This is a genomic window from Nicoliella sp. ESL1106, assembly GCF_058509965.1.
In genome coordinates this window covers 1068429-1092394 of sequence record NZ_CP196340.1, presented here as the reverse complement: position 1 = coordinate 1092394, position 23966 = coordinate 1068429, and the positions used below count along the sequence as shown (strand labels likewise).

Here is a 23966-nt window from a genome sequence, read left to right as displayed (position 1 = left end):
TGAGGAGGATCACAATGAAGCGTTACTTAGTATTGAAAAATGGATCTGTATATTCTGGAGAAGGGTTCGGATCTAATAAGGATGTATTCACTGAAGTTGTCTTTAGTACGGGGATGACTGGTTACCAAGAAACGATTACTGATCCCAGTTACTACGGTCAAGCAATGGTATTTACATACCCATTGATCGGTAACTATGGAATTAACAGCGATGATTTTGAAAGTTTCCAACCCGCAGTCGATGCGATCATCGTCCACGAATTAGCACGACGGCCTAGCAATTTCCGTTCGGTAATGAGTCTAGCACAATATGCTGAACAAGAAGATTTACCTGGCTTGACAGGTGTTGATACGCGGAAATTAGCGAAAGAAATCAGAAACGAAGGTTCGATGCCAGCGGTGATCGTTAGCGAATTAGACCAAAAGAAGATCGATCAAATGTTTCAACGTGATTACCAATCTGAATTGATCGCCAAGGCACGGCAAGTCGCTACTAAGAACATTTACCAAGCGCCCAGTGATGGCGTGCGGATCGCATTGCTCGACTTTGGGTTGAAGGAATCGATCGTTAAAGCATTAACGAAGCGGAATGCCAACGTGATCGTGTTCCCAGGTAGCACCCCCGTTAAAGAAATTATGGAATCGCATCCAGCTGGGATCTTATTATCGAATGGGCCTGGTGATCCTACTCAATACCCATATGCTCTCGAAACGATTCGCGAGCTGCAAGAACACTACCCATTGATGGGAATCTGTTTAGGGCATCAATTATTCTCACTTGCCAACGGGGCGAAGACTTACAAGATGAAGTTTGGTCACCGTGGGTTCAACCATGCCGTTAGCGACATTGAGTGTACCCGACGGAACTTTACTTCCCAAAACCACGGGTATGCCGTTGATCGCGAATCACTAAAAGATACCGATTTGATCATTACCCATGAAGAAATTAATGATGGCACGGTCGAAGGGGTCAAACTAAAGGGCCACAAGGCATTCTCAGTTCAATTTCATCCTGATGCCTGCCCTGGACCACATGATTCTGAATACATGTTTGATAAATTCATTCAACTAATCAAGGAAAACAACGGAGGTCAAAACTAATGCCAAAGCGAACTGATATTCATAAAATTCTGGTCATCGGATCCGGTCCCATTGTGATCGGTCAAGCTGCTGAGTTCGATTATTCTGGTTCACAAGCCTGCCTTTCACTACGCGAAGAAGGCTATGAGGTGATCTTGATCAACTCCAATCCAGCCACCATCATGACCGATAAGGAAATTGCTGATAAGGTCTTTGTTGAACCGATCACGTTAGAATTTGTTTCCAAGATCATCAGACAAGAGTTGCCAGACGCCATTTTACCTACCTTAGGAGGGCAAACTGGTTTGAACATGGCCAAACAACTGGCTGATTCAGGAATCTTAAAGGAACTCCACATTGAATTATTGGGGACTAAGCTGCATGCGATCGAAGAGGCCGAAGACCGTGAATTGTTCAAGGACTTAATGGAACGCTTGCACGAACCAGTCCCAGAATCACGGATCGCAACGACCTTAGAGGAAGCCCAAGCGTTTGTGGCTGAAGTGGGCTATCCAGTTGTGATCAGACCGGCCTACACGCTTGGTGGGACCGGTGGTGGTTTTGCCTATAACGATGCCGAATTAAATGAAATCACTACCAACGGGTTGGAATTATCACCAGTGACGCAGGTCTTGGTTGAAAGATCAATCGCTGGTTTTAAGGAAATTGAATTTGAAGTGATGCGGGATGCCTCTGATAATGCATTGATCGTGGCTTCAATGGAAAACGTCGATCCAGTCGGGATCCATACTGGGGATTCAGTGGTGGTCTCACCAACCCAGACACTTTCAGACCGTGATTACCAAATGATGCGGGATGTGGCCTTAAAGATCATTCGCGCCCTTGAGATCGAAGGTGGGGTCAACATCCAAATGGCGCTAGACCCGAATAGCTTCAAGTACTACATTATTGAAGTGAACCCACGGGTTTCACGTTCATCGGCATTGGCTTCTAAGGCAACTGGTTATCCAATTGCCAAGATGGCCGCTAAGATTGCCGTTGGTCTTCACTTGGATGAAATCACGAATCCGATCACTGGAACCACGTTAGCTGAATTTGAACCCGCTTTGGACTACGTAGTCACAAAAATTCCTCGTTGGCCATTCGATAAGTTCCCCGCTGCCAGTCGGAAATTAGGGACGCAAATGAAGGCGACCGGTGAAGTAATGGCGATTGGGCGAAACTTTGAAGAATCGATCCTAAAGGCCGTTCGTTCACTTGAAATCGATGACAAGTACGTCTTTGATCAACGCTTGGCTAAGGTTGATACCCAGGACTTATTGGATCAATTAGTGCCAGCCCAAGATGACCGGCTATTCGTGATTTGCGAACTGTTAAGAAGGGGCGTTGCACTTGAAAAAATTCATGATATTACTAAGATCAATGAATTCTTCTTGGACAAGTTCTTACACATTATTGAAATTGAAGCGCAGTTGAAAAACAACCAAGATGAAGAGACATTGCGGCTTGCCAAGCAAAACGGGTTTACTGACGACGTGATCGGTAAAATCTGGGGCAAGACTGGCGATGAAGTCAGAGCGCTCAGAAAACAAACCGCTATGTTACCAGTTTACAAGATGGTTGATACGGTCGCTGGTGAATTTGAATCCAAGACGCCTTACTACTACGGCACCTACGAAGATTCAGATGAATCAGTCGTGACTGATAAACCATCGATTCTAGTAATTGGTTCTGGTCCAATCAGAATTGGACAAGGTGTGGAATTTGACTACGCCACCGTCCACAGCGTTAGAGCAATTCAAAAGGCGGGCTACGAAGCCATTATTATGAATTCGAATCCAGAAACGGTTTCGACTGACTTCTCGATCTCAGATAAACTATATTTTGAACCATTGACGCTTGAAGACGTCTTGAACGTTATTGACCACGAAAAGCCACTAGGGGTAGTGGTTCAATTTGGGGGTCAGACCGCCATTAATTTAGCAGCCCCACTGCATGAACGGGGCATCAAGATCCTAGGGACCACCGTTGAAGACATTAACCGTGGTGAGGATCGGGAATTATTCGGTGAAGTAATCGACCGATTGCAATTACCACAACCAAAGGGTGCGACTGCCACCACCGTTGATGGAGCCGTGAAGGTTGCCAACGAAATTGGCTACCCAATCTTGATTCGGCCTTCATACGTGCTCGGTGGGCGGGCAATGGAAATCATTACCTCAGACGACGCATTGCGCGAATACATGAACCGAGCCGTAAAGGTGTCAAATGAACATCCCGTCTTGATCGATTCATACCTCGTGGGTTCAGAAGCAGAAGTCGACGTCATTTCTGATGGGAAGAACGTTGTCATTCCGGGAATCTTGGAACACATTGAACGGGCCGGAATCCATTCTGGTGATTCAATGGGGGTTTATCCACCACAGAACATGCAACCAAACATCAAGGAACAAATTATTGAAGACTCGATCAAGTTGGCAAAGGACTTGAATACGGTCGGCTTAATGAACATTCAATTTGTAATCCATGACAACAAGGCCTACGTGATCGAAGTTAACCCACGGGCCTCTAGAACCGTTCCATTCCTATCTAAGGTCACCCACATTTCAATGGCGCAAGTGGCGACTCAAGTAATGCTTGGCAAGACCTTGCCAGAATTAGGGCTTGAAGAGGGCTTGGTCCCAGAACCACAGACCGTCCATGTTAAAGCCCCCGTATTTAGCTTTAGCAAGTTACCAGCCGTCAACAGTACCTTAGGACCTGAAATGAAGTCGACCGGGGAAGTAATGGGTTCAGACACCACCTTCCCAAAGGCGCTGTATAAGGCATTCGTGGCTTCTGGAGTAAAGGTCCCAGACCACGGGAACGTTCTCTTTACAGTTGCTGATGCTGACAAGCAGGAATCATTGGAACTAGCTAAACGGTTCAAGGCGCTTGGTTTCCAAATTCAAGGGACCGAACAAACTGCTAAGTTCTTTGAACAAAACGGTTTGACTGCCAACAAGATTGACAAATTAGAAGAGTCTGAGAACAATGCGATCACCGAACTACAAGATGATCAGCTCCAAGTATTAGTGAACACCGTTGACAATACGAAGCGGGCCGCAAACGACGAAAGTCAGATCAGAGCGACCGCAATCGAAAATGAAGTGCCATTATTCACTGCATTGGACACGGTCTCAGTCTTCTTGGATGTGTTAGAAGCACGTTCATTTGAGATCAAGCCATTATAATTAGGAGGAACACGATGACTAAGTTAGATTTAACAGGCCACATTAACGGGGTTACTTTCGATCAATTGTTCTTGAACGCATCTGGGGTGCACTGCCAAAGCACTGAAGAACTAGATGATTTATTGAACAATGAATACATGGGGGGGATTGTGACCAAGAGTGCCACCCTTGAAAAGCGGGATGGAAATCCAGCGCCACGCTACTATGAATTCGAACAGGGATCGATTAATTCAATGGGGCTACCCAATTATGGCTTTGACTACTACATTAAATATGTATTAGGTGAACATCAAAAGCCAACGATCTTATCAGTGGCTGGTCTATCAGCAGCTGATGATGTGAAGTTGTTACACCAAATTCAAGATTCTGACTATCAAGGTTTGACCGAATTAAATCTTTCCTGCCCGAACGTGATCGGCAAACCCCAAATGGCTTATGATGTTGAGGGGACCGCAGCTTTATTGAATGAGATCTTTTCATTTTACAAAAAGCCACTCGGGGTCAAATTACCACCATACTTTGATCTAGTGCACTTCGATCAAATTGCTGAAGTCTTGAACCAATTCCCGTTGACGCATGTCAATTCGATCAATTCAGTTGGTAACGGTCTTTGGGTCGATGTAGCCAGTGAATCAGTTGTGATCAAGCCTAAGGGTGGCTTTGGTGGCTTAGGGGGCCAAATGGTATTACCAACGGCCTTGGCTAACGTGCGGGCCTTACGGCAACGGTTAAATGATTCGATCAAGATCATTGGGACCGGGGGTGTCAAGACGGGAGCAGATGTTTTCGCCCACATCCTTTGTGGTGCTGAATTGGTTTCAGTTGGGACCCAACTCCAAATGGAGGGCATGGGTGTCTACCAACGACTCACCGCAGAATTAGAACGGATCATGGCTGATAAGGGCTATAAGTCATTAGCCGATTTCCGTGGCAAACTTAAAACAATTTAAAATCAAAAATATTTATCCAAATTTTTAAATTATGATATCATATAATGTAGTTAACTATATCCAGTTGGCTACATTTTTGTTTTAAAGCGAATGTGGTCTTAAAACATGAAATAGAGCGAGGGTAAACAATGAATAATGATAATTTAGACACTAGTGCTGATGAACTCAGTGCTAGTTTAGATGCCAAAATCGAACATCTAAATGCATTGCGGAATGCTTTGCACCAAAACGACGATTTAACTATCTATCAATTAATTAACGCTGAACGTTTCAATTCCATTATGGAACCAGCGGAACCATTGGATGATAAATATGATGTTTCACTATTAGTGAGTGATTTAAGAACTGAACTAAGCCACTACTTAAGCCGTCGGTTAATTAAATACTTAGCACAAACATATCCATTTTTTTATTACAATGAATATAAATTCGGCCATTTTTTGATTTACTTCGGTAATTGGTGGGACCATAAGTTATTCGGTGAATTAGATGTCTTAGACGTTAATTTCAAATTTAAAGAAGCTGAATTGGATCAATTAAAGCGTTCATTTGAATTAGAAGCTGAAAACAAAACGTTTTACTCTGATCAAATCATGGAAATCACTGATAACAACCAGGAATTACAAACCATGATTGATTCTAAAAATGATCGTGATGAAAAGAAGAGTGAATTGAAGGTCGCAATCCGTGAAAACGAGTCCAAGTTCACGATGCCTTGGGATGCAGCTAAGGTTAAAGAAGAGCATCATCAATTGACTAAGCAGTATAAAAAACTAGTGCATGAAGACGAATTGGCTTCAGCGGGGGCTAAACAAATCAAGGAAAATGAATCTAAGATCCTCGATTTAAATAAGGAAGATACGATCATTAGTTATGAAAAGCAAAGTATTCGGGATGCTTTTCAAACTTTTAGTGATTTCATGGAAAATCAATCACACCTTTACCATGACTACATGAGCAGTTTGGCTAAGCACGAAGGGGTGGACAGTAATGAAAGATAGTGATCGGAAAATGAGCATTGCGCTATTTGAATATAATCAAAATCTAAAAAAGGGCCTGAGCAATGGGGCTGACTACACTAAGATATTCGATAATATGATCTATACTGATGATAAAAATGAATTATTAGATTCAATCAACCAGTTGATCGACTTTAAGCTTGATGGGGATTTTGTTACTTATCCAGTTAAATATTCTAAGGCTGACCTGTACCTAATCTTTATGGCACGGTTATTAGAAGAGCATAATATTTCATCAATGATTCAAATGGATATGAACGGGACTGCAGGGGATGTCGTTCAACGGCTAACCCAATTGGATGATGGCGATGCATTTAAGTTTATCGTCAATGAAAGTGCGGTTGCATATACTGACGTGAAGCATGGTGAGCATATCTTCTACCAAGACTTTGCTACGAAGCAAACTCAATTTAACAGTGATTCACTCGTGAACTTATTTGTGGTGAACTTGAATCCAGAAGTGGGCTCGACTCCAATCATCATTGCAGTGAACACCCTAATTGAGTTTGCTAAGTATATGCAAAATGATTTTGGGTATGATGTGGATTATAGTATTTTAGCAGTCAACAACAATCATTTTCACGCCTTTAAAAACCCTCAAATTCCGGTTCGAATCATTGATGAGCTATTTATAAGTGCTTCGCAAAGCGGCTATTCCCTAATGTCATATCAATTTACGGGAGCCCAATTGGACTTAGATGGTGTGAAGTTAAACATCTTTAATAACGGTGATGATGAACAACCAGATTGGGGTCTGCAGGTAGTGGATGAGCACGAGAACGTTTCTTGGTTCCAGTTATTATTAAAGTACGACTTTCTAAAGAATTGGTACTTAGATAACCTTGCCGATTTAGAAATCGACGCAAAATAATTACAGGGAGGGGCTCATTTGGATTTTAAAACGCTGTTAATCAATGCGGTAAACTATTACCGTCAATATGAACAAAAAAATCAACTCCAATATTTACCAGATACCAGGTTCAAGAATGCATTTGTTGAATTGGACGTTTCTTTTGCTAAGCTTGCAGATATGATGGGTTGGTTTATTGCTAAAGCAGAGCGTCCGACCGAAAGTTCTGCTGAATTATTGGCTCAATATGCAAAGGTAATGCGGGCATTTTTACTAGTTGCCAACCTGAGAAATTGGAATCGTAATGTTTTGATCGATGATGCAGAGTTGACTAAATTAAGTCATCAATTTACAAAAACAGATCTAAGCAAGATTTACCTAGCAACTAAAAATATGTTATTTGCTGCTTACTTTAAACACAGTCAAGCTGATTTTAACCATGCGTGGAAATTATTTTTGAAACTAGGGTTAGCTGATTTAGGGTTCAGCGTTGATGATATCAATACTGAATTCAACCACCAGGTTAATTTGGACCGCGATTGATCCCAAATAATTTAAAATTATGGATTGACACATTTCGTTTCATCTCGTATAATCATTAATGTTGTTTGAATGTCGCAGTAGCCCAGTTGGATAGAGCAACGGTCTTCTAAACCGTAGGTCGAGAGTTCGAGTCTCTCCTGCGACATTAAAGATGGCATTAAAAAAACATTAGTCTTTTTGGACTAATGTTTTTTTGTGGCTTGACTTTTGATGATTAGGTAGGCTATACTAGTCATTGTTGTATTTGTGGACTTCCACAGCTACAACCGCACGATTTAAGTATTAAGTTCGCGTTTTACGACGCTTAATTTCGGCGAGTCTAAGCAAATTATTTAAGGAGGTGCACATAAATGTACGCTATTATTATTACAGGTGGTAAGCAATACAAGGTTGCTGAAGGTGAATCAATCTTCGTTGAAAAGCTCAATGCTAACGAAGGTGATAAGGTTACCTTTGACAAGGTTGTATTCGTTGGTGGTGACTCAGCTAAGGTTGGTGCTCCACTAGTTGATGGTGCTTCTGTTTCAGGAACTGTTGAAAAGCAAGGTCGTGAAAAGAAGATTACCATTTTCAGATACAAGCCTAAGAAGGGTTCTCAATCCAAGAAGGGTCACAGACAACCTTACACTAAGGTTAAGATTGACTCAATCAAGGCTTAATTAAGGAGTTATTAATGATACAAACAATTATTGATTATCAAGGTGATTTGATCACTTCATTCGAATTAACAGGCCATGCTGATTCTGGTGAATATGGTCAAGACATTGTTTGTTCAGCGGTCTCGGCATTGTCGATTACTACGACGAATGCTTTACGGACGGTTGCTGGAGTTACCCCTGATGTTCAAAGTGATGCCGTTAACGGTGGATTATTGATCGTCAAGGTGCCAGTCATTAGTAATCACGAGCAGTCATTGAAAGTCCAGACGTTGCTTGCAGCGTTTGAATTAGGCATGACTGAGATTGCGAATAGTTATTCACAATACGTTAATTTAAAAATAAATCGATAATTTCCATCCGTGGAGGTGTAATCAAATGTTAGAAATGAACTTACAATTCTTCTCTCACCATAAAGGGGGAGGTTCAACTGCTAATGGTCGTGACTCAGCTGGTCGTCGTCTAGGAACTAAGATTCCTGATGGTGGTATGGCTACAAAGGGTGCAATCATCTACCGTCAACGTGGTACTCATATTTACCCAGGTAAAAATGTTAAGCGTGGTGGCGATGACACTTTATTTGCTCTTGCTGACGGGATCGTTAAGTTTGAACGTTTAGGCCGTAACCGTCGTCAAGTTTCAGTATACCCAGTATCTGAAGCTGTCGCTAAATAATACGGATAAAAGATAACTAAGGAGCCTTAAGGGGCTCCTTTTTATTTTGTGACCGATAATCACATAGTTGCCAAGTATGTTATAATATTCAAGATAATTAAGATATGAATATCATTGTTTCTACTATAGGAGGAATAACAATGGCTACAATTTCAACTGCACAATTTAAGAATGGTTTAACAATCGAAGTGGATAACGCAATTTGGAAGATCATCAGTTTCCAACACGTTAAGCCAGGAAAGGGTGGCGCTTTTGTTCGTTCTAAGTTAAAGAACCTAAGAACGGGTGCCGTTCAAGATAAGACTTTCCGTGCCGGGGCTAAGATGGAACAAGCTCCAATTACGACTAGAAAGATGCAATACCTTTACGGTGATCCAACTGGTTGTGTCTTCATGGATATGGATACTTACGAACAAATCACGATTCCAGAAAACCAAATTGAAGAAGAAATGAACTACCTTCAAGAAAACATGGAAGTAAACGTGATTCAATACGGTAGTGAAACCCTTGGGGTCGACTTACCAAATACGGTTGTTTTGGAAGTTGCTGAAACTGAACCAAGTATCAAGGGAAATACCGCTTCAGGTGGTTCTAAGCCCGCAACCATGACGACTGGGTTAGTAGTCCAAGTCCCATTCTTCGTTAACTCTGGTGACAAGTTGACCATCAATACTACGGATGGGACTTATATCTCCAGAGCTTAATTACAATATCAATACCGGCATTTAATGAAAGGGTGATATTTATGGCAGAGAGTAACACTTTATTAAAGGGTAGCAAGGAAAACGGCGGTTCGATCAATATTGCCCCGCGGGTGCTTGAAATTATTGCAAGCATTGCTGCCGTTAAAGTTCCCGGAGTGGAAAGAATGCGTGGTTCATTTGCTACGGGAGTGAATGAATTATTTGGTCATAAAGATTTTGGAAAGGGGATCAAGCTTTCCTTCAATGATCAAGACCAAGTTAGCGTTGACATCTATGTCTATGTTGATTATGGTGTCTCAGTTCCTAAGGTAGCATTAGAGATTCAAGATAAGGTCAAACAACAGTTATTGTTCATGACTGAATTGGATGTCTTGGATGTTAATGTTCATGTTGATGGGATTGTGCATGCTCATTCTGAAAGCAAAATTGATCCTGATGATTTATTTGCGGATAACGATAAGAGTAAGGGTGAGTAAAAAGTGAGTTTAAATCGGCACCAAATTAGAGAGCTTGCTTTTCAGACCTTGTTTGCAATTAATACAAATAAGGAAACTGATAAGGAAAGTTTTTTCCATGTAATTGTAAAAGATGATGAAGCTAATTACCCTGATTATTTACGTCAATTAGTTGACGGTGTGTTAGATCATGAATCTGAATTAGATTCACAGATTAGCCAATACTTAGGGCAACGCTGGTCGATCAGCAGAATTGCCAAGGTCGATCTGATCATCTTACGAATTGCATTTTACGAACACGATTATGTTGATGATATTCCAGATAAAGTTGCGATTAATGAAGCAATCGAACTGGCTAAAAAGTATAGTGACGATCGTTCCCGTCGTTTTGTTAGCGGCGTGCTTTCCCACTTGGTCGAAGACTAATCAAATTCGAAAATTAATAATAATTTAATTTTATTATAAAGGATTCGTACATTGTGCGAATCCTTTTTTAAATTAATCTTGGTTATGCTAAAATAAAGATGGGTACGAAACAATTAAGTTCATAAAAAATCAAGGGGTTGAATGGAATCATGGCACAAATTATTGATGGAAGAGCATTAGCAAAGAAAACTAATGACGAAACTAAGCAAATGGTTAATGAATTACATACTTTAGGGATTAAGCCCTGCTTAGCAGTCATTTTAGTTGGGGACGATCAAGCTAGTGCCCGTTATGTTAGAAATAAGCATAAAAAGGCAGAACAATTAGGGATCGAATCCATCGTGAACCACCTGCCTGCCGAAACAACACAATCTGAATTATTAAAAGTTGTGAATGAATATAATGACGATGCATCAATCGATGGGATCTTAGTTCAATCCCCACTACCAAAACAAATTGATGAACAATTGATTACCAGAACGATCAAACCTGAAAAAGATGTTGATGGTTTTCATCCCGTTAACGTTGGGAACCTATTTTTAAATGAACCGAAGAACTATCCCGTTGCCTGTACCCCTAAGGGAATAATGGCAATGTTTAAAGAATATGACATTGATCTGACTGGTAAAAAAGCAGTTGTGATCGGTAGAAGTGCTATCGTTGGGCGACCAATGGCAGCATTGCTGATTAATGCGAATGCGACGGTTACGGTGCTCAATCACTATTCAGAAGATGCTAAGCACTTTATTAAGGAAGCCGATGTAGTCGTTGCTGCGACCGGTAAGTTGCACATGGTATCAGGTGATGACTTGAAAGCAGGGGCAACTGTAATTGATGTTGGCCAAAACTTAAATGAGGATGGCAAGTTAGTCGGGGACGTGGATTATGACTCTGCTGAACCAGTTGCTGGCTACATTACACCAGTTCCAGGTGGAGTTGGCCCAATGACAATTGCGACCTTGATGCGTCAAACCGTTGAACTGGCATCATGGGGGGCGAAGAATAAGAATGGTAGATAGTCAACAGTATTTATCAGTCACTGCATTGAACCATTATATTAATCTAAAGTTTGAAAAAGATCCTTACTTGAAAGTGGTTTATGTTACTGGTGAAATTTCAAATTATAAGGACCGCAAAGGCCATAAATACTTTTCAATAAAGGATGACAAAAGTAAAATCAGTGCCGTGATTTGGGCATCCGATTTTAGGAACGTTATGTTTGAACCTAAAGATGGGATGAAAGTTAATATTGTTGGACGTGTTTCTACCTACACTGTGGGTGGTAACTACCAACTGTATGTTACCAAAATTGAGCCAGAAGGCGTTGGTTCATTATTTCTAGCTTTCGAACAGCTAAAAAATAAGCTGAACAGTGCAGGGTATTTTAATGAAGCCCATAAGAAACCACTTCCACAATATCCGAATCGAATTGCGGTTGTTACCTCTGAAAGTGGTTCAGTAATTAAGGATATTATTACCACCGTGAGAAGACGGTTTAAAATTGCTCAAATAGTGTTGTTTCCAGCCGTAGTGCAGGGAAAAGCAGCTGCTAACAGCATCGCTAACCAAATCAAACGCGTAAATTCAATAGGTAATTTTGATACAATGATCGTTGGTCGTGGTGGGGGGTCTATTGAAGACCTTTGGCCCTTCAATGAACAACCGGTGATTGACGCTATTTATAACTCTAATATCCCGATAATATCATCGGTAGGCCATGAGACCGACAATACGATTGCTGATCTGGTTGCTGATAGACGTGCAGCTACACCGACTGCGGCTGCAGAATTAGCGGTTCCCGATTTCGCAAGTATCTCTAAACTTATTAATAATAATAGTGAATTTTTAATAAATAATTTTTCTAATTACATTAGTAGCCAAAAGAATTTATTAAATGAAATTATGAATTCATATATTTTTAAACAACCGCAACGCTTATATGAGATATACGTTCAACAATTAGACACTTTAGTTGATCAATTAAATAGTTCTTTGTATGGTCAGATAGAGTATAAGCAAAAACAGTTACAAAATTTAATTTATCAATTGAACTACCAATCACCAAATAGTTTGATTCAAAATGAACGCAATCAATTGAACCTGATTGAACAGCAGTTACAATCTAAAATTAATAACATTATCAATAATAAGGACTATACCTTTAGAAGAATCGTTGGTAATTTGAATCATTTAAGCCCGCTCCAAACAATGAGTCGGGGCTACACCTTTGTATCAAAGAATGATTATGCAGTTAAAAAAATCACCGATTTGAACGTTAATGATCAAATTGATTTGACGTTTATCGACGGGGTTGCTAAAGCTGAAATTAAACAAATTATAAATAGGGAGCTCGATTAATTATGCCAGAAAAACCATCTTTTGAAGCCAATATGCAAGCATTACAACAAATCGTTCAACGATTGGGACAAGGAGACGTGCCATTAGAAGAAGCGTTGAATCAATTTCAACGGGGGGTCGAAATTAGCCGAGAATTAAAAATGACCTTAGCTAATGCTGAGAATAAGTTGACCCAAGTAATGAATGATGATGGGACCCAAAGTAACTTTAACAGGGACCAGGGAAATTAAAATGCCCATTGATGAACGGTTAAGGGATTTTGAAGCTCGGTATCGAGCTGAAATTAATTCCTTTTTAGTTGAAAACCTGCCAGTGGATGTTGATCAACCAAGACTATCAGAATCGATGCTTTATTCAGTTGCAGCGGGTGGAAAACGGCTTCGGCCACTATTGACCCTAGCGGTCCTAAAGACGTTTGGGGTCCCAATTGATCATTCTCGATTAAAGGGTGCCTGTGCGGTTGAATTACTGCATACCTATTCATTGATCCACGATGATTTACCCGCAATGGATAACGATGATTTAAGGCGGGGCCAACCCACGAATCACGTCCGATTTGGGGCTGGAATGGCCACGCTGGCGGGTGATGGATTATTGACGCTTGCTTTTCAGTGGCTGGTCGATAATGATTTATCCCCTGAAACGAAGGTGGCGTTGGTATCTGAACTCAGCAAGTTAGCCGGGCCATCTGGGATGGTTGCAGGCCAAGCTGATGATATTTATTATGAAAACCAGCAGTTGGCATTTAGTGATCTAAAGAAGCTGCATCGCCATAAGACTGGTGACTTAATCATATATTCAGTGAGAGCTGGGTTCATACTAGCTGATCATCAAGACTGCAATGATGAATTGAATCAATTTGCAGAGGCGTTCGGGTTAGCATTTCAAATTTATGATGATATTTTAGATGTGACTAGTACTGCCAAGCAATTGGGCAAGCCGGTTCACCAGGATGCGATCAAGAACACCTACCCGAATTTATTTGGGCTCGACCGTTCTTATCAAGAGTTATCGAAGACGATTGATACTGGGCGGGCAGCCTTACAGAAGATTCAAATCGAAAAAAATATTGATACGTCACTATTGGCATCGTTTTTTTCGTATTTTCAAGTTTAATGGAGCGGAAGCATAAATGGAAAAGCAAAGAGTAGATATTTTGTTAGTTGCGCAGGGGCTTTTTGACTCGCGTGAAAAGGCTAAACGGGCGGTCATGGCCGGAGAAGTCTTGGGTAAAAATGAGGAACGATTGGACAAGCCCGGTGAACGGATCCCCATTGATACCAAATTACACTTAAAGGGCCGTGCTCTGCCATACGTTAGTCGCGGTGGTTTAAAGCTTGAAAAAGCGCTACGGGTGTTCAAAATTGATGTTAGTGGACTAATCGTTCTAGACATTGGTTCTTCGACCGGTGGTTTTACAGATGTAATGCTCCAATCTGGTGCTAAACAAAGTTACGCCCTTGATGTTGGTAGTAACCAGTTGGTTTGGAAACTGCGCAATGACCCACGAGTAATCGTAATGGAGCACACCAATTTTCGGTATAGTAAGCTAGCTGACTTTACTGATGGACAACCAGAATTTGCGTCGATTGATGTTTCATTTATTTCATTGCACTTAATCTTACCGCCATTAAAACAGATCATTAAGCCGAATGGCGAGGTCGTGGCATTAGTCAAGCCTCAATTCGAAGCTGGTCGAGAAAACGTTGGGAAACATGGGATCGTTCGTGACCATAATGTGCATGTAGCCGTCTTAAATGATATCGTGCAATTTGCAGTGGCGAGTGGCTATTCTGTATTAGGCCTAGACTACTCACCGATTAAGGGTGGCGAGGGCAATATTGAATTTTTGATTCATTTAAAGTCAGTTGACCAGCCCATGATTTCACCCGATGTTTCCGTTGATCAAGTATTACAACGAGCTGATGAAACGTTGAACGTAAAAAAATAGGATCAAAGGGGGGTTCTGAATTGAAAAAAAGAGATCGACAACACATGATAAAACAGTTAATTAGTAAGGAAGCAATTCGCAATCAGGCTGAATTTGTTAAAATGCTGGATGCGGTGGGCGTTAAAGTAACCCAAGCGACGGTCTCTCGTGACATTAAAGAAATGCGGTTAGTAAAAGTACCCTCCCGCTCTGGTGGCTATAAGTATAGTTTGCCACAGGAGAAAAAAATCAATATTGAAAAGAAGCTCCAACAAGCAGTTGAGGATTCTTTGATCTCAATTGCGGTGCAAGATAAAAACGTGATGATTAAGGTCTCGCCCGGAAGTGGGCCCGTGATTAGTTCATTAGTAGGTAAAATGAACTATGATGAAATTTTTGGGACGCTTTCTGATGATAGCACGATCTTAATTATTTGTACTTCTGATGATGCCGCTAATCAATTACGAGACAAATTGAATCAACTAGTGGTAAAATAAAAAGACTTAGATAACAAGTCTTTTTTTAGTATAGGGGGATTTCTCCATTGCTACAGGAATTAAATATTAAAAATTTAGCGATTATTGATCATATTGATGTTAATTTTGAAGACCATATGACCGTTTTGACCGGAGAAACCGGAGCCGGAAAATCAATTGTAATGGATGCGATCGGATTATTAGCTGGTGGTCGCGGTTCTAAGTCTTTGATTCGGACTGGTTCAGACAAATTAGTTCTTCAGGGGCAATTCGTCTTTCCTAAGGCGGGATTAACCTATCGACTATTGGATGAGCTCGGGATCGATCATGATGATGATAACGTGATTTTACAACGTGAGATTACCCGAAATGGGCGGAACGTTTGTCGGATTAATGGGATGTTGGTGAATACGAATACGTTAAAGCGTGTTGGGCAAACGATCGTTGATATCGAAGGGCAACACGATCACCAAGAACTATTGCGTCCCGAACGACACCTACATTTATTGGATGAATTCATTGGAACGCCGATTAAAAAAATTCGGGAACAATACCAAGAAAGTTACCAACGGTTCCGTAAGTTAAAACAACTGGTCGCAGATAAGAATAATAACCAACAACAATGGGCTCAACACATTGACATGCTTCAATTCCAAGTCAATGAAATTAGTTCAGCGAACCTTTTGGAAAACGAAGAGGCTGAACTAGTGAGTGAGCGCGACCAATTATTGAACCATCAAAACATTAGCGATGCCTTGAAGGGGAGTTTTGTGCACATCAATGGTGATGATACGCTCAGTCCGTTGGATATGATCGGGGATGCGATGAATTCAATGCAGTCGATCGAACAATATGGTGAAAATTATCAAGCGATTAGTGCCGATTTACAAAATGCTTATTACGCCCTCCAAGATGCTTCTAATCAAATTTCACATGAATCTGATTTACAGGAATTTGATGCGAATCGCCTTTCTGAAATTGAATCCAGATTAGATTTGATCTATCAGCTCAAGCGGAAGTACGGAGACTCAATTCATAAGATCTTAGCTTATTATGAGCGGATTAGTGACGAGCTCGCCCAAACGGAAGCTGATCAAAGCGATAGCAGTGATTTGGATGCGCAGCTTTTAAAAGTTGAAACGCAATTACAAAAACAAGGTGAGCAAATGAGCACCATTAGGCATCAGTATGCGATTAAGCTGGCCCAATCGATTCATAAGCAGTTAGCAGATTTATACATGGCGCAAACACGTTTTGAAGTTCATTTTGAACCATTGGCTGCCCATCACTATACCAGTAGCGGGATTGAGAACGTCTCATTTTATATTCAAACGAATCCGGGGGAAGGATTCCATGAATTATCTAAAATTGCATCTGGTGGGGAACTATCTAGAATCATGTTGGCATTGAAGACCATTTTCGTTAGTGCCCAGGGCATTACTTCAATTATCTTTGATGAGGTTGATACTGGAGTCAGTGGTCGGGTCGCTCAAGCGATGGCCGAAAAAATCAGTGCAATTGCTGAGACCGAGCAAGTCTTGTGTATTACCCACCTGCCCCAAGTCGCTGCAATGGGTGATCATCATTACTTTATTGGCAAACAGGTCATAAAAGACCGCACCAAAACGACCATTAAAAAGTTAGACCATGATCAACAGGTCTCTGAACTGTCTAGAATGCTAGCAGGTAAGAAGGTAACTAAGTTGACCCTCGAACACGCAGGTGAAATGTTAAAGATGGCCTCTGAAAAGAAACAGCTTTAATCTTAATAATGGGTTGATAAATTAGTCAAAAAAAGTGATAATATAAATAATAGTTTATTTTGAGGGGATATCTAAAAATGGTCAAAAGAGGAATGTTAATTGTTTTATCGGGGCCTTCTGGGGTTGGGAAGGGAACCGTTAGAAAAGCGCTTTTTAATGAACCAGACGTTGATTTTCAGTATTCAATTTCTATGACGACTAGAAAACCACGGGATGGCGAAAAAAACGGGGTTGATTACTTCTTTGTTTCGAAAGAAGAATTCGAAGAAAAAATCAAAAATGGTGAGATGCTAGAGTATGCTAAGTATGTTGATAACTACTATGGCACCCCACTCGAATACGTTAACCAAACCCTTGAATCGGGCAAGGATGTCTTTTTAGAGATTGAAGTAAATGGTGCGATGCAGGTTCGTGCTAATTCACCTGAGGGGGTATTCGTATTTTTGACTCCCCCTGATTTATTGGAATTAAAGAACCGTTTGATCGGCCGGGGGACTGATGAAATGGAAGTCATTAATAAGCGGATTCATACTGCAGTTGGTGAAATTAAGATGATGCGTAATTATGATTATGCGGTTTTGAACGATGAAGTGGCAAATGCTGTTGCTAACATCAAAAACATCGTTAGAAGCGAACGACTAAAGGTAACTCGAGTAATGCCCGATTACCTTTCCATGTTAGGAGATGAAAATTAATGTTATTATACCCATCTGTTGATAAATTACTAACGCAAGTTAACTCTCGTTATTCTTTAATCATGTTGGCCAGTAAGCGTGCCCATGAACTAGATGATGGTGCTAAGCCATTATTATCAGAATACAAGTCACAAAAATCAATCGGAAAGGCGTTCGAAGAAATTGCTGCGGGCGTTGTTCAGATTGACCGTTAGACTGATTGTTTTACTCTAGAAACCTTTGTGAAATTCACAAGGGCTTTTTTAATATTCGGAGGTTAAAATGATTCAAAATTTAAACGTTGCCCTTTATGTCACTGGTAGTATTGCTGCTTATAAGAGTTTATTGATGACTAGATTATTAGTAAAAGCGGGGGCCCATGTACGGGTCTTAATGACCGATGGTGCATGTAAATTTATTCAGCCATTGAGTTTTCAAGCCCTTTCTCATTTTCCAGTCGTAACCAATCAATCTGCTGGGATGCATGATGACCAAATTACCCATATTGAATTAGCCCAGTGGACTGATTTAGCATTGGTAATGCCTGCTGATGCGAACACGATTGCGAAGATGGCCAACGGGATTGCTGATAACGAGGTGCTGACGACTTTACTAGCTACTAGTGCAAAGAAGGTACTCGTCCCTGCCATGAACGATCAGATGTTGGCAAATCCTGCGACCCAGCGTAATTTAGCGACCGTTCGTGCTGACGGGGGCATAATAATTGACCCCACGGTTGGCTTTTTAGCAGAGGGCTATGAAGCTAAAGGCCGAATGGCTGAACCTGAATTTGTCCTTGAGCAACTAATGGCATTGAATGCTCCGACTGAATTGCCCTTAAAGCATAAACGGGTGCTAGTAACAGCGGGAGCCACTCGCCAGCCAATCGATCCAGTCAGATTTATTACGAATGCTTCTTCAGGTAAAATGGGGATTTCCGTTGCCAAAGCAGCTGCTAAGCTAGGGGCTGATGTTACTTTAATCTGTGCTGACGTTAGAGTGGCGATTCCAGACGGGATGAAAATAGTTCGGGTGGTAACTAGTGCGGAATTGAAGACCGCTGTGCTACAATTAATGAATGAAAACGATGTATTAGTAATGACTGCTGCTGTTGCTGATTTTGAATCGCTGCACGTTCAAAACCAAAAAATTAAAAAGAATGCCCAATCGGAAACGTTCACCCTCCAATTTAGGGAAGCTGCCGATATTTTAAAGGCGGTTGCCAAGGTGAAACGGCCTGATCAGTATACGGTTGGTTTTGCGGCTGAAACTAATAACCTAAAGCAAAACGCGTTAAAGAAGCTTCGTGACAAGGGGTTGAACATGTTAGTAGCAAATGATGTTGCTAATCAAAAAATTGGCTTTAGTAGTGATGATAACCAAGTGACGTTCTTTTTGGACGATCACGAACCAATTCAAACTGCAGTATTACCTAAACAACAGATTGCAGATCAATTAGTTCGGCTGATTGCCACTGATTTAAAATAAGAAAGGATTCGATTTGCGGTGAAATTTGCACAAGTGTTAGTAGACGTTCCGACAATGCAAACTGACAAACCATACACTTACAAAATTCCAGATGCACTAGCGGATGACTTAAAGTTAGGGATTCGAGTGATCGTTTCATTCGGTCGTGGAAAGCGAAAAGTCCAGGGCTTCATTGTTGGTTTTACTGACCATGTTGATTATGACGGGGAAATCAAGCCCATTGATTCGATCATGGATTTAACCCCTGCTGTTAATTCTGAGATGTTGCAACTTTCTGCCTGGTTGGCGAAAACGACATTTGCGTTTCGAATTAGCTGTGTGTTAACGATGTTACCAAGTGTTATGCGTGCCAAATCGACCAAGGTATTAAGAACAACCGAAAAGCCATTAAGTAAAGAATTAATGGCTTTATTTGGTGATCGTAGCGAGCTTAAATACAATGAAGCAGATTTTACGCCAGCCCAAATGAAGGCGATAATTGATGCGGTGCAATCAGATCAATTATCAGTCGATTATGTGGTCAAAAACCAAGCGCGCCCTAAGCAAGTCGTAAAGATTAGCGCTAATCAAGATGTTAATGAATTACAAGCAGCCCTTGCAAACGTTAGTAAACGAGCTACGGCTCAGCAAAAGATCCTAAAGTGGTTAATTGATAATCCTGACCGTCAAATTGTTCAATCATCCTTATCAAATGAACTGGGGATTAATGTTTCAACGATTAATACCGCTGTTAAAAATGGCTGGGCGCGAAAAGAAATGGTGACCGTTTTACGTGATCCCGCTAATCATCATATTGACAAGAACTATCCACTGGCCTTGAATGATGATCAACGAGTGGCGGTTGAAAAGATCGCAGCTTCGATTAAAAGCGAATCAGACGATGTCTACCTTTTAGAAGGGGTGACTGGTTCTGGTAAAACCGAGGTGTACCTTCAAGCGATTCAAAAGGCATTGGTAGCTGGTAAAACAGCCCTAATGTTAGTTCCAGAAATTGCATTAACGCCCCAGATGGTCAATCGGGTCAAGGGGCGGTTCGGCAATTTAGTTGCCATGTTGCATAGTGGCCTTTCAATGGGTGAAAAATACGATGAATGGCGGCGGGTGAATTCAGGCGATGCTAAAATAGTGGTGGGGGCTAGATCAGCTGTGTTTGCTCCACTAACCAATATCGGGGTCATCATCATGGATGAAGAACACGATAGTAGCTATAAGCAAGAAGATCCACCCCGCTATAATACCCGTGACGTTGCCAAATGGCGTGGTCAATATAACCATTGTCCAGTTGTGTTGGGTAGTGCGACACCTTCCTTAGAATCACGCGCTCGTGCTGGGAAGGGGGTCTATCAGTTATTAATGTTACCCCATCGGATCAACCATCAATCTTTACCAGTCGTCAACGTTGTCGATATGCGTAATGTGGTGAAGGATGACGGTGAAACTGATTTTTCCAGGCCCCTTTTAGCAGCGATTCAAGATCGGTTGGACAAACACGAGCAATCCGTTTTAATGCTTAATCGACGGGGCTATTCTTCGTTTCTAATGTGTCGGGATTGCGGCTTTGTTTTGAAATGTCCTAATTGTGATATTTCATTAACTTTGCATTTAAATGGGCATCGGATGCAGTGTCATTATTGTGGATTTGAGCAACCGATCCCCAATGTGTGTCCGATTTGTCATGGGCATCAGCTCCGTTCATTTGGAACCGGGACCGAAAAAGTGGAACAAGAGCTGAATCGGCTATTCCCGAACGCCAGGGTAATTAGAATGGATGTCGATACTACGAAGCGGAAGGGCGCCCATGAAAAACTACTGGCTCAATTTGGTAGTGGGCAAGCTGATATTTTATTGGGGACCCAAATGATCGCAAAGGGGCTTGATTTTCCAAACGTGACCTTAGTCGGGGTCTTAAATGCCGATACTTCACTAGAGCTCCCTGATTTTCGGGCGAATGAAAAAACCTTTCAACTATTGACGCAAGTCAGCGGAAGAGCTGGTCGGGCTGAAAAGAAGGGGGAGGTTTACATTCAGACTTTTAATCCTGATAATGAGGCGATCCAATTCGCTAAGGATCAAGACTATGAAGCTTTTTATCGTTGGGAAATGCGGTTGCGCTTTATGGCTAACTATCCGCCATATTTCTTTACGATTCGAGTGACCGCCAGTGCAAACTATGAAAATCAAGCTGCCAAGACCATTTATGAAGTTAACCGCTTTTTAAGACAGCATTTAGGGAATCGCAACATTATTTTGGGACCAACACCATCTGCGATTTCACGGATTAATAAAAAGTATTATTATCAAGTACTGGTTAAATATAAACACGAACCAAAGCTCCCGCAGCTATTGGAATATATTTTAAATCATTATCAAACAGCGACGCGGCACGGAATCTATATTTCAATCGATTCTGAACCCGTTAGCTTTATGTAAGGAGAATTTGCAAATGACATCAATTGTATTTATGGGGACCCCGTCCTTTAGCGTTCCCATCTTAAAGGGACTAGTTGAAAACGGCTACGATGTTCAAGCAGTCGTCACCCAACCCGATCGACCAGTCGGCAGAAAACGGGTTTTGACCGCTTCACCAGTCAAACAAGCCGCCATTGAATTTAATTTACCAGTATTGCAACCAGCAAAGATCAGTGGTAGTCCTGAAATGGATAAAATAATTTCATTACAGCCCGACATTATCGTTACAGCTGCTTTTGGCCAATTTTTGCCAGATAAGTTATTATCGGCAGCTAAAGTGGCTGCGATTAATGTTCATGGTTCATTACTACCCAAGTATCGTGGTGGTGCGCCAGTTCAATATGCCATTATGAATGGTGATTCTGAAACTGGCATTTCAATTATGTACATGGTTAAGGCCATGGATGCTGGGGATGTAATTGCTCAACGGGCAATTCCGATTGAATCAAATGATGATACTGCTTCAATGTTCATTAAGTTGAGTGATTTAGGCCGCACGATGTTATTGGATGTGATTCCGCAGTTATTAAATGGAACGGCTGATCGGACGCCACAAGCAGATGCTGAAGTGGTGTTTTCACCAACTATTAAACGGAGTGAAGAACGGCTCGATTTTAATCAACCTGCTCGATTGGTGGATGCGAAGGTACGCGCGCTACGACCTGATCCAACTGCCTTTACGACTTTAAATGGCAAGCGGACTAAGGTATGGCAGACAACGCCGCTCACGGATTCGACTACCGAAAGACCAGGGGTGGTAGTAGCAAAGACTAAAAAACAATTGGTGATCGCAGCGGGGGATTCAACAACGTTACAATTGGATGTAATTCAACCAGCTGGTAAGCCAAAACAAAAGATCAGTGATTACTTGAATGGTGCGGGGCAAGCCATCCAAGTTGGGGAGCAAATTATTACCAATGACTAAACAAGATAATCCACGTCAATTAGCAGTGATTACATTGACTAAAATTGAACAGGGGGCGTATTCAAGCCTCCAATTGAATCAAATTATTCAAAATAGCAATATTGAAGAACGGGATGTAAACCTTTTAACAAATATTGTGTACGGGGTCCTTCAACATAAATTAACGTTAGAATATCAAATTGCCCCCTTCATCAAGAATCCTAAAAAGGTCCAACCATGGGTATTAGTTCTTTTAAAAACAGCGTTGTACCAAATGGAATACTTAGACCGCATTCCCAATCGGGCCATCTTCAATGAATCGATTAACATTGCTAAAACGATGGGGCACGATGGCATTCGCAAGATGGTCACTGGCATCTTGCATCAAATGGACCGCAATGGCGTGCGCAAACCTGATTCGATCAAAGATCCAATTGAACGCATGCAGGTGCAATTCAGTGTCCCCAGTTGGATCATTCAACAATTGATCAATCAAGTGGGGGCAACTAAAACGACGCACATTTTAGATTCGCTGAATCATCCCGCTAAGCAATCAGTTCGGACGAATACCGCTGTGATCGATCAAGAACGATTAACGCATCAGTTATCGTCAGCTGGCTTTGTGGTTACCAAAAGTCGTCTTGCTGATGAGGGTCTGATATTAAAGGAGCGTTCTGCGAACTCTGCAGTTGAATTTAAGAACGGGGAATTAACGATTCAAGACGAAAGTGCAATGCTACCCGTCGAGACCATGATGATCAAGCCAGATCAGCTGATATTAGATGCCTGTGCTGCGCCCGGTGGGAAAACGACGCAGATTGCAGAACAACTGGCGCTACAAAAAAGTGGCCAGGTAATTGCACTCGACTTACACGCCAGTCGCTTGAAACAGGTGGTCAAAAATGCCCAACGGATGCACTTAAATGAATATATTAAGACCAAGGCGCTTGATGCACGACAATTGGATTCAGTTTATGATGATCAAACCTTTGACCAAGTGCTCGTGGATGCCCCTTGTTCAGGGTTGGGCTTGATGAGACGTAAACCTGAAATTAGGTATGAAAAAACGATTCAAGATATAGAACACCTTGCTAAGATTCAATTAGCGATTTTAAATGCGATTGCCCCCAAAATTAAAGTAGGTGGTCAATTAACGTATAGTACTTGTACCATTATCGATCAGGAAAATCATGATGTATTGGTGCAGTTCTTGGACCAACATCCTGAATTTAAAATGCTGCCCATTGAGCTAGATAGTATTCAATCTAAGAGTGGTGAGTTAAGAATTTATCCGGATGACTTTGATTCAGATGGATTCTTTGTTGCAAATTTAGTAAAAACAGGTGATTAGAT

25 protein-coding genes, 1 tRNA gene and 1 other annotated feature are annotated in these 23966 nt (G+C 41.4%); all 26 genes read left to right on the top strand.

All coding sequences use genetic code 11. The annotated features are described in order from the left end of the window. Window positions 1-14: 14 nt before the first annotated feature. The 26 genes from ACSVI6_RS04835 (at window position 15) to rsmB (ending at window position 23964) form a co-directional block, all read left to right on the top strand. Window positions 15-1100: a carbamoyl phosphate synthase small subunit gene (locus ACSVI6_RS04835; RefSeq protein WP_491720562.1), complete on the top strand. Its 1086-nt coding sequence runs from the start codon at window positions 15-17 to the stop codon at window positions 1098-1100. Next, entirely contained in the window at window positions 1100-4273 is a 3174-nt protein-coding gene (gene carB / locus ACSVI6_RS04830; RefSeq protein WP_491720561.1) for a carbamoyl-phosphate synthase large subunit, read from the top strand. The genes ACSVI6_RS04835 and carB overlap by 1 nt, the downstream gene beginning before the upstream one ends. 14 nt (window positions 4274-4287) lie before the next feature. Then, window positions 4288-5223, top strand: coding sequence for a dihydroorotate oxidase (locus ACSVI6_RS04825; protein WP_491716340.1), 936 nt, complete (start codon window positions 4288-4290; stop codon window positions 5221-5223). A 128-nt stretch (window positions 5224-5351) separates the two neighbouring features. Continuing rightward, the gene (locus ACSVI6_RS04820; protein WP_491720560.1) at window positions 5352-6224 is read left to right on the top strand and encodes an exonuclease SbcC; all 873 of its coding nucleotides are present in this window, start codon (window positions 5352-5354) and stop codon (window positions 6222-6224) included. Continuing rightward, window positions 6214-7113 (top strand): hypothetical protein, encoded by a 900-nt coding sequence (locus ACSVI6_RS04815; protein WP_491716338.1) that lies wholly within the window; start codon window positions 6214-6216, stop codon window positions 7111-7113. Before ACSVI6_RS04820 ends, ACSVI6_RS04815 begins: the two co-directional genes overlap by 11 nt. An 18-nt stretch (window positions 7114-7131) precedes the next feature. Then, window positions 7132-7635, top strand: coding sequence for a 2-deoxyuridine 5-triphosphate nucleotidohydrolase (locus ACSVI6_RS04810; RefSeq protein ID WP_491719555.1), 504 nt, complete (start codon window positions 7132-7134; stop codon window positions 7633-7635). Window positions 7636-7706: 71 nt separating this feature from the next. Next, window positions 7707-7780: transfer RNA gene (locus ACSVI6_RS04805), tRNA-Arg, on the top strand. Between the two features lie 109 nt (window positions 7781-7889). After that, window positions 7890-7966: a sequence feature (ribosomal protein L21 leader region), on the top strand. A gap of 19 nt (window positions 7967-7985) precedes the next feature. Then, window positions 7986-8294, top strand: a complete 309-nt coding sequence (rplU, locus tag ACSVI6_RS04800) for a 50S ribosomal protein L21 (RefSeq protein ID WP_219054511.1) — start codon at window positions 7986-7988, stop codon at window positions 8292-8294. Window positions 8295-8308: 14 nt separating this feature from the next. Next, the gene (locus tag ACSVI6_RS04795) at window positions 8309-8644 is read left to right on the top strand and encodes a ribosomal-processing cysteine protease Prp (RefSeq protein ID WP_491719554.1); all 336 of its coding nucleotides are present in this window, start codon (window positions 8309-8311) and stop codon (window positions 8642-8644) included. 25 nt (window positions 8645-8669) lie between these two features. Beyond that, entirely contained in the window at window positions 8670-8966 is a 297-nt protein-coding gene (gene rpmA, locus ACSVI6_RS04790; RefSeq protein WP_491716335.1) for a 50S ribosomal protein L27, read from the top strand. 140 nt (window positions 8967-9106) lie between these two features. Continuing rightward, window positions 9107-9670 carry an elongation factor P gene (gene efp, locus ACSVI6_RS04785; protein ID WP_491716334.1) on the top strand — a complete coding sequence of 188 codons (564 nt, stop codon included), beginning with the start codon at window positions 9107-9109 and terminating at the stop codon, window positions 9668-9670. Window positions 9671-9711: 41 nt separating this feature from the next. Next, window positions 9712-10146 carry an Asp23/Gls24 family envelope stress response protein gene (locus ACSVI6_RS04780; RefSeq protein WP_491716333.1) on the top strand — a complete coding sequence of 145 codons (435 nt, stop codon included), beginning with the start codon at window positions 9712-9714 and terminating at the stop codon, window positions 10144-10146. 3 nt (window positions 10147-10149) lie between these two features. Next, window positions 10150-10551, top strand: a complete 402-nt coding sequence (nusB, locus tag ACSVI6_RS04775) for a transcription antitermination factor NusB (protein WP_491716332.1) — start codon at window positions 10150-10152, stop codon at window positions 10549-10551. 149 nt (window positions 10552-10700) lie between these two features. Next, entirely contained in the window at window positions 10701-11570 is an 870-nt protein-coding gene (locus ACSVI6_RS04770; protein ID WP_491720559.1) for a bifunctional 5,10-methylenetetrahydrofolate dehydrogenase/5,10-methenyltetrahydrofolate cyclohydrolase, read from the top strand. Further along, the gene (gene xseA / locus ACSVI6_RS04765) at window positions 11560-12909 is read left to right on the top strand and encodes an exodeoxyribonuclease VII large subunit (protein ID WP_491719552.1); all 1350 of its coding nucleotides are present in this window, start codon (window positions 11560-11562) and stop codon (window positions 12907-12909) included. Before ACSVI6_RS04770 ends, xseA begins: the two co-directional genes overlap by 11 nt. 2 nt (window positions 12910-12911) lie before the next feature. Beyond that, entirely contained in the window at window positions 12912-13139 is a 228-nt protein-coding gene (locus tag ACSVI6_RS04760; protein ID WP_491716329.1) for an exodeoxyribonuclease VII small subunit, read from the top strand. 1 nt (window position 13140) lies between these two features. Then, window positions 13141-14025: a polyprenyl synthetase family protein gene (locus ACSVI6_RS04755; protein WP_491720558.1), complete on the top strand. Its 885-nt coding sequence runs from the start codon at window positions 13141-13143 to the stop codon at window positions 14023-14025. A gap of 16 nt (window positions 14026-14041) precedes the next feature. Beyond that, the gene (locus ACSVI6_RS04750) at window positions 14042-14860 is read left to right on the top strand and encodes a TlyA family RNA methyltransferase (RefSeq protein WP_491716327.1); all 819 of its coding nucleotides are present in this window, start codon (window positions 14042-14044) and stop codon (window positions 14858-14860) included. Between the two features lie 20 nt (window positions 14861-14880). After that, the gene (argR, locus tag ACSVI6_RS04745) at window positions 14881-15336 is read left to right on the top strand and encodes an arginine repressor (protein ID WP_491716326.1); all 456 of its coding nucleotides are present in this window, start codon (window positions 14881-14883) and stop codon (window positions 15334-15336) included. A 47-nt stretch (window positions 15337-15383) separates the two neighbouring features. After that, window positions 15384-17078: a DNA repair protein RecN gene (gene recN / locus ACSVI6_RS04740; RefSeq protein ID WP_491720557.1), complete on the top strand. Its 1695-nt coding sequence runs from the start codon at window positions 15384-15386 to the stop codon at window positions 17076-17078. 77 nt (window positions 17079-17155) lie between these two features. Continuing rightward, on the top strand, window positions 17156-17773 hold the full coding sequence (gmk, locus tag ACSVI6_RS04735) for a guanylate kinase (protein ID WP_491716324.1): 618 nt from the start codon (window positions 17156-17158) through the stop codon (window positions 17771-17773). After that, a complete protein-coding gene (rpoZ, locus tag ACSVI6_RS04730) occupies window positions 17773-17967 on the top strand; it encodes a DNA-directed RNA polymerase subunit omega (RefSeq protein WP_491716323.1) in 195 nt (64 codons plus the stop codon). The genes gmk and rpoZ overlap by 1 nt, the downstream gene beginning before the upstream one ends. Before the next feature lie 67 nt (window positions 17968-18034). Continuing rightward, window positions 18035-19240, top strand: coding sequence for a bifunctional phosphopantothenoylcysteine decarboxylase/phosphopantothenate--cysteine ligase CoaBC (gene coaBC, locus ACSVI6_RS04725; RefSeq protein WP_491720556.1), 1206 nt, complete (start codon window positions 18035-18037; stop codon window positions 19238-19240). An 18-nt stretch (window positions 19241-19258) separates the two neighbouring features. After that, window positions 19259-21670, top strand: a complete 2412-nt coding sequence (gene priA, locus ACSVI6_RS04720) for a primosomal protein N' (protein ID WP_491720555.1) — start codon at window positions 19259-19261, stop codon at window positions 21668-21670. 13 nt (window positions 21671-21683) lie between these two features. Then, complete coding sequence (gene fmt / locus ACSVI6_RS04715; RefSeq protein ID WP_491720554.1) at window positions 21684-22634, top strand: methionyl-tRNA formyltransferase; 951 nt, start codon at window positions 21684-21686, stop codon at window positions 22632-22634. Then, window positions 22627-23964, top strand: a complete 1338-nt coding sequence (gene rsmB, locus ACSVI6_RS04710; protein WP_491720553.1) for a 16S rRNA (cytosine(967)-C(5))-methyltransferase RsmB — start codon at window positions 22627-22629, stop codon at window positions 23962-23964. Before fmt ends, rsmB begins: the two co-directional genes overlap by 8 nt. Window positions 23965-23966 lie beyond the last annotated feature (2 nt).

What these genes read in the sequence shown, in the direction of transcription:
- fmt (WP_491720554.1), top strand. Translation starts at nt 21,684, where the DNA reads ATGACATCAATTGTATTTATGGGGACCCCGTCCTTTAGCGTTCCCATC.
- ACSVI6_RS04770 (WP_491720559.1), top strand. Translation starts at nt 10,701, where the DNA reads ATGGCACAAATTATTGATGGAAGAGCATTAGCAAAGAAAACTAATGAC.
- gmk (WP_491716324.1), top strand. Translation starts at nt 17,156, where the DNA reads ATGGTCAAAAGAGGAATGTTAATTGTTTTATCGGGGCCTTCTGGGGTT.
- ACSVI6_RS04750 (WP_491716327.1), top strand. Translation starts at nt 14,042, where the DNA reads ATGGAAAAGCAAAGAGTAGATATTTTGTTAGTTGCGCAGGGGCTTTTT.
- ACSVI6_RS04835 (WP_491720562.1), top strand. Translation starts at nt 15, where the DNA reads ATGAAGCGTTACTTAGTATTGAAAAATGGATCTGTATATTCTGGAGAA.
- ACSVI6_RS04760 (WP_491716329.1), top strand. Translation starts at nt 12,912, where the DNA reads ATGCCAGAAAAACCATCTTTTGAAGCCAATATGCAAGCATTACAACAA.
- carB (WP_491720561.1), top strand. Translation starts at nt 1,100, where the DNA reads ATGCCAAAGCGAACTGATATTCATAAAATTCTGGTCATCGGATCCGGT.
- ACSVI6_RS04825 (WP_491716340.1), top strand. Translation starts at nt 4,288, where the DNA reads ATGACTAAGTTAGATTTAACAGGCCACATTAACGGGGTTACTTTCGAT.
- ACSVI6_RS04820 (WP_491720560.1), top strand. Translation starts at nt 5,352, where the DNA reads ATGAATAATGATAATTTAGACACTAGTGCTGATGAACTCAGTGCTAGT.
- rpmA (WP_491716335.1), top strand. Translation starts at nt 8,670, where the DNA reads ATGTTAGAAATGAACTTACAATTCTTCTCTCACCATAAAGGGGGAGGT.
- rsmB (WP_491720553.1), top strand. Translation starts at nt 22,627, where the DNA reads ATGACTAAACAAGATAATCCACGTCAATTAGCAGTGATTACATTGACT.
- coaBC (WP_491720556.1), top strand. Translation starts at nt 18,035, where the DNA reads ATGATTCAAAATTTAAACGTTGCCCTTTATGTCACTGGTAGTATTGCT.
- xseA (WP_491719552.1), top strand. Translation starts at nt 11,560, where the DNA reads ATGGTAGATAGTCAACAGTATTTATCAGTCACTGCATTGAACCATTAT.
- efp (WP_491716334.1), top strand. Translation starts at nt 9,107, where the DNA reads ATGGCTACAATTTCAACTGCACAATTTAAGAATGGTTTAACAATCGAA.
- rpoZ (WP_491716323.1), top strand. Translation starts at nt 17,773, where the DNA reads ATGTTATTATACCCATCTGTTGATAAATTACTAACGCAAGTTAACTCT.
- ACSVI6_RS04815 (WP_491716338.1), top strand. Translation starts at nt 6,214, where the DNA reads ATGAAAGATAGTGATCGGAAAATGAGCATTGCGCTATTTGAATATAAT.
- ACSVI6_RS04780 (WP_491716333.1), top strand. Translation starts at nt 9,712, where the DNA reads ATGGCAGAGAGTAACACTTTATTAAAGGGTAGCAAGGAAAACGGCGGT.
- ACSVI6_RS04795 (WP_491719554.1), top strand. Translation starts at nt 8,309, where the DNA reads ATGATACAAACAATTATTGATTATCAAGGTGATTTGATCACTTCATTC.
- rplU (WP_219054511.1), top strand. Translation starts at nt 7,986, where the DNA reads ATGTACGCTATTATTATTACAGGTGGTAAGCAATACAAGGTTGCTGAA.
- ACSVI6_RS04755 (WP_491720558.1), top strand. Translation starts at nt 13,141, where the DNA reads ATGCCCATTGATGAACGGTTAAGGGATTTTGAAGCTCGGTATCGAGCT.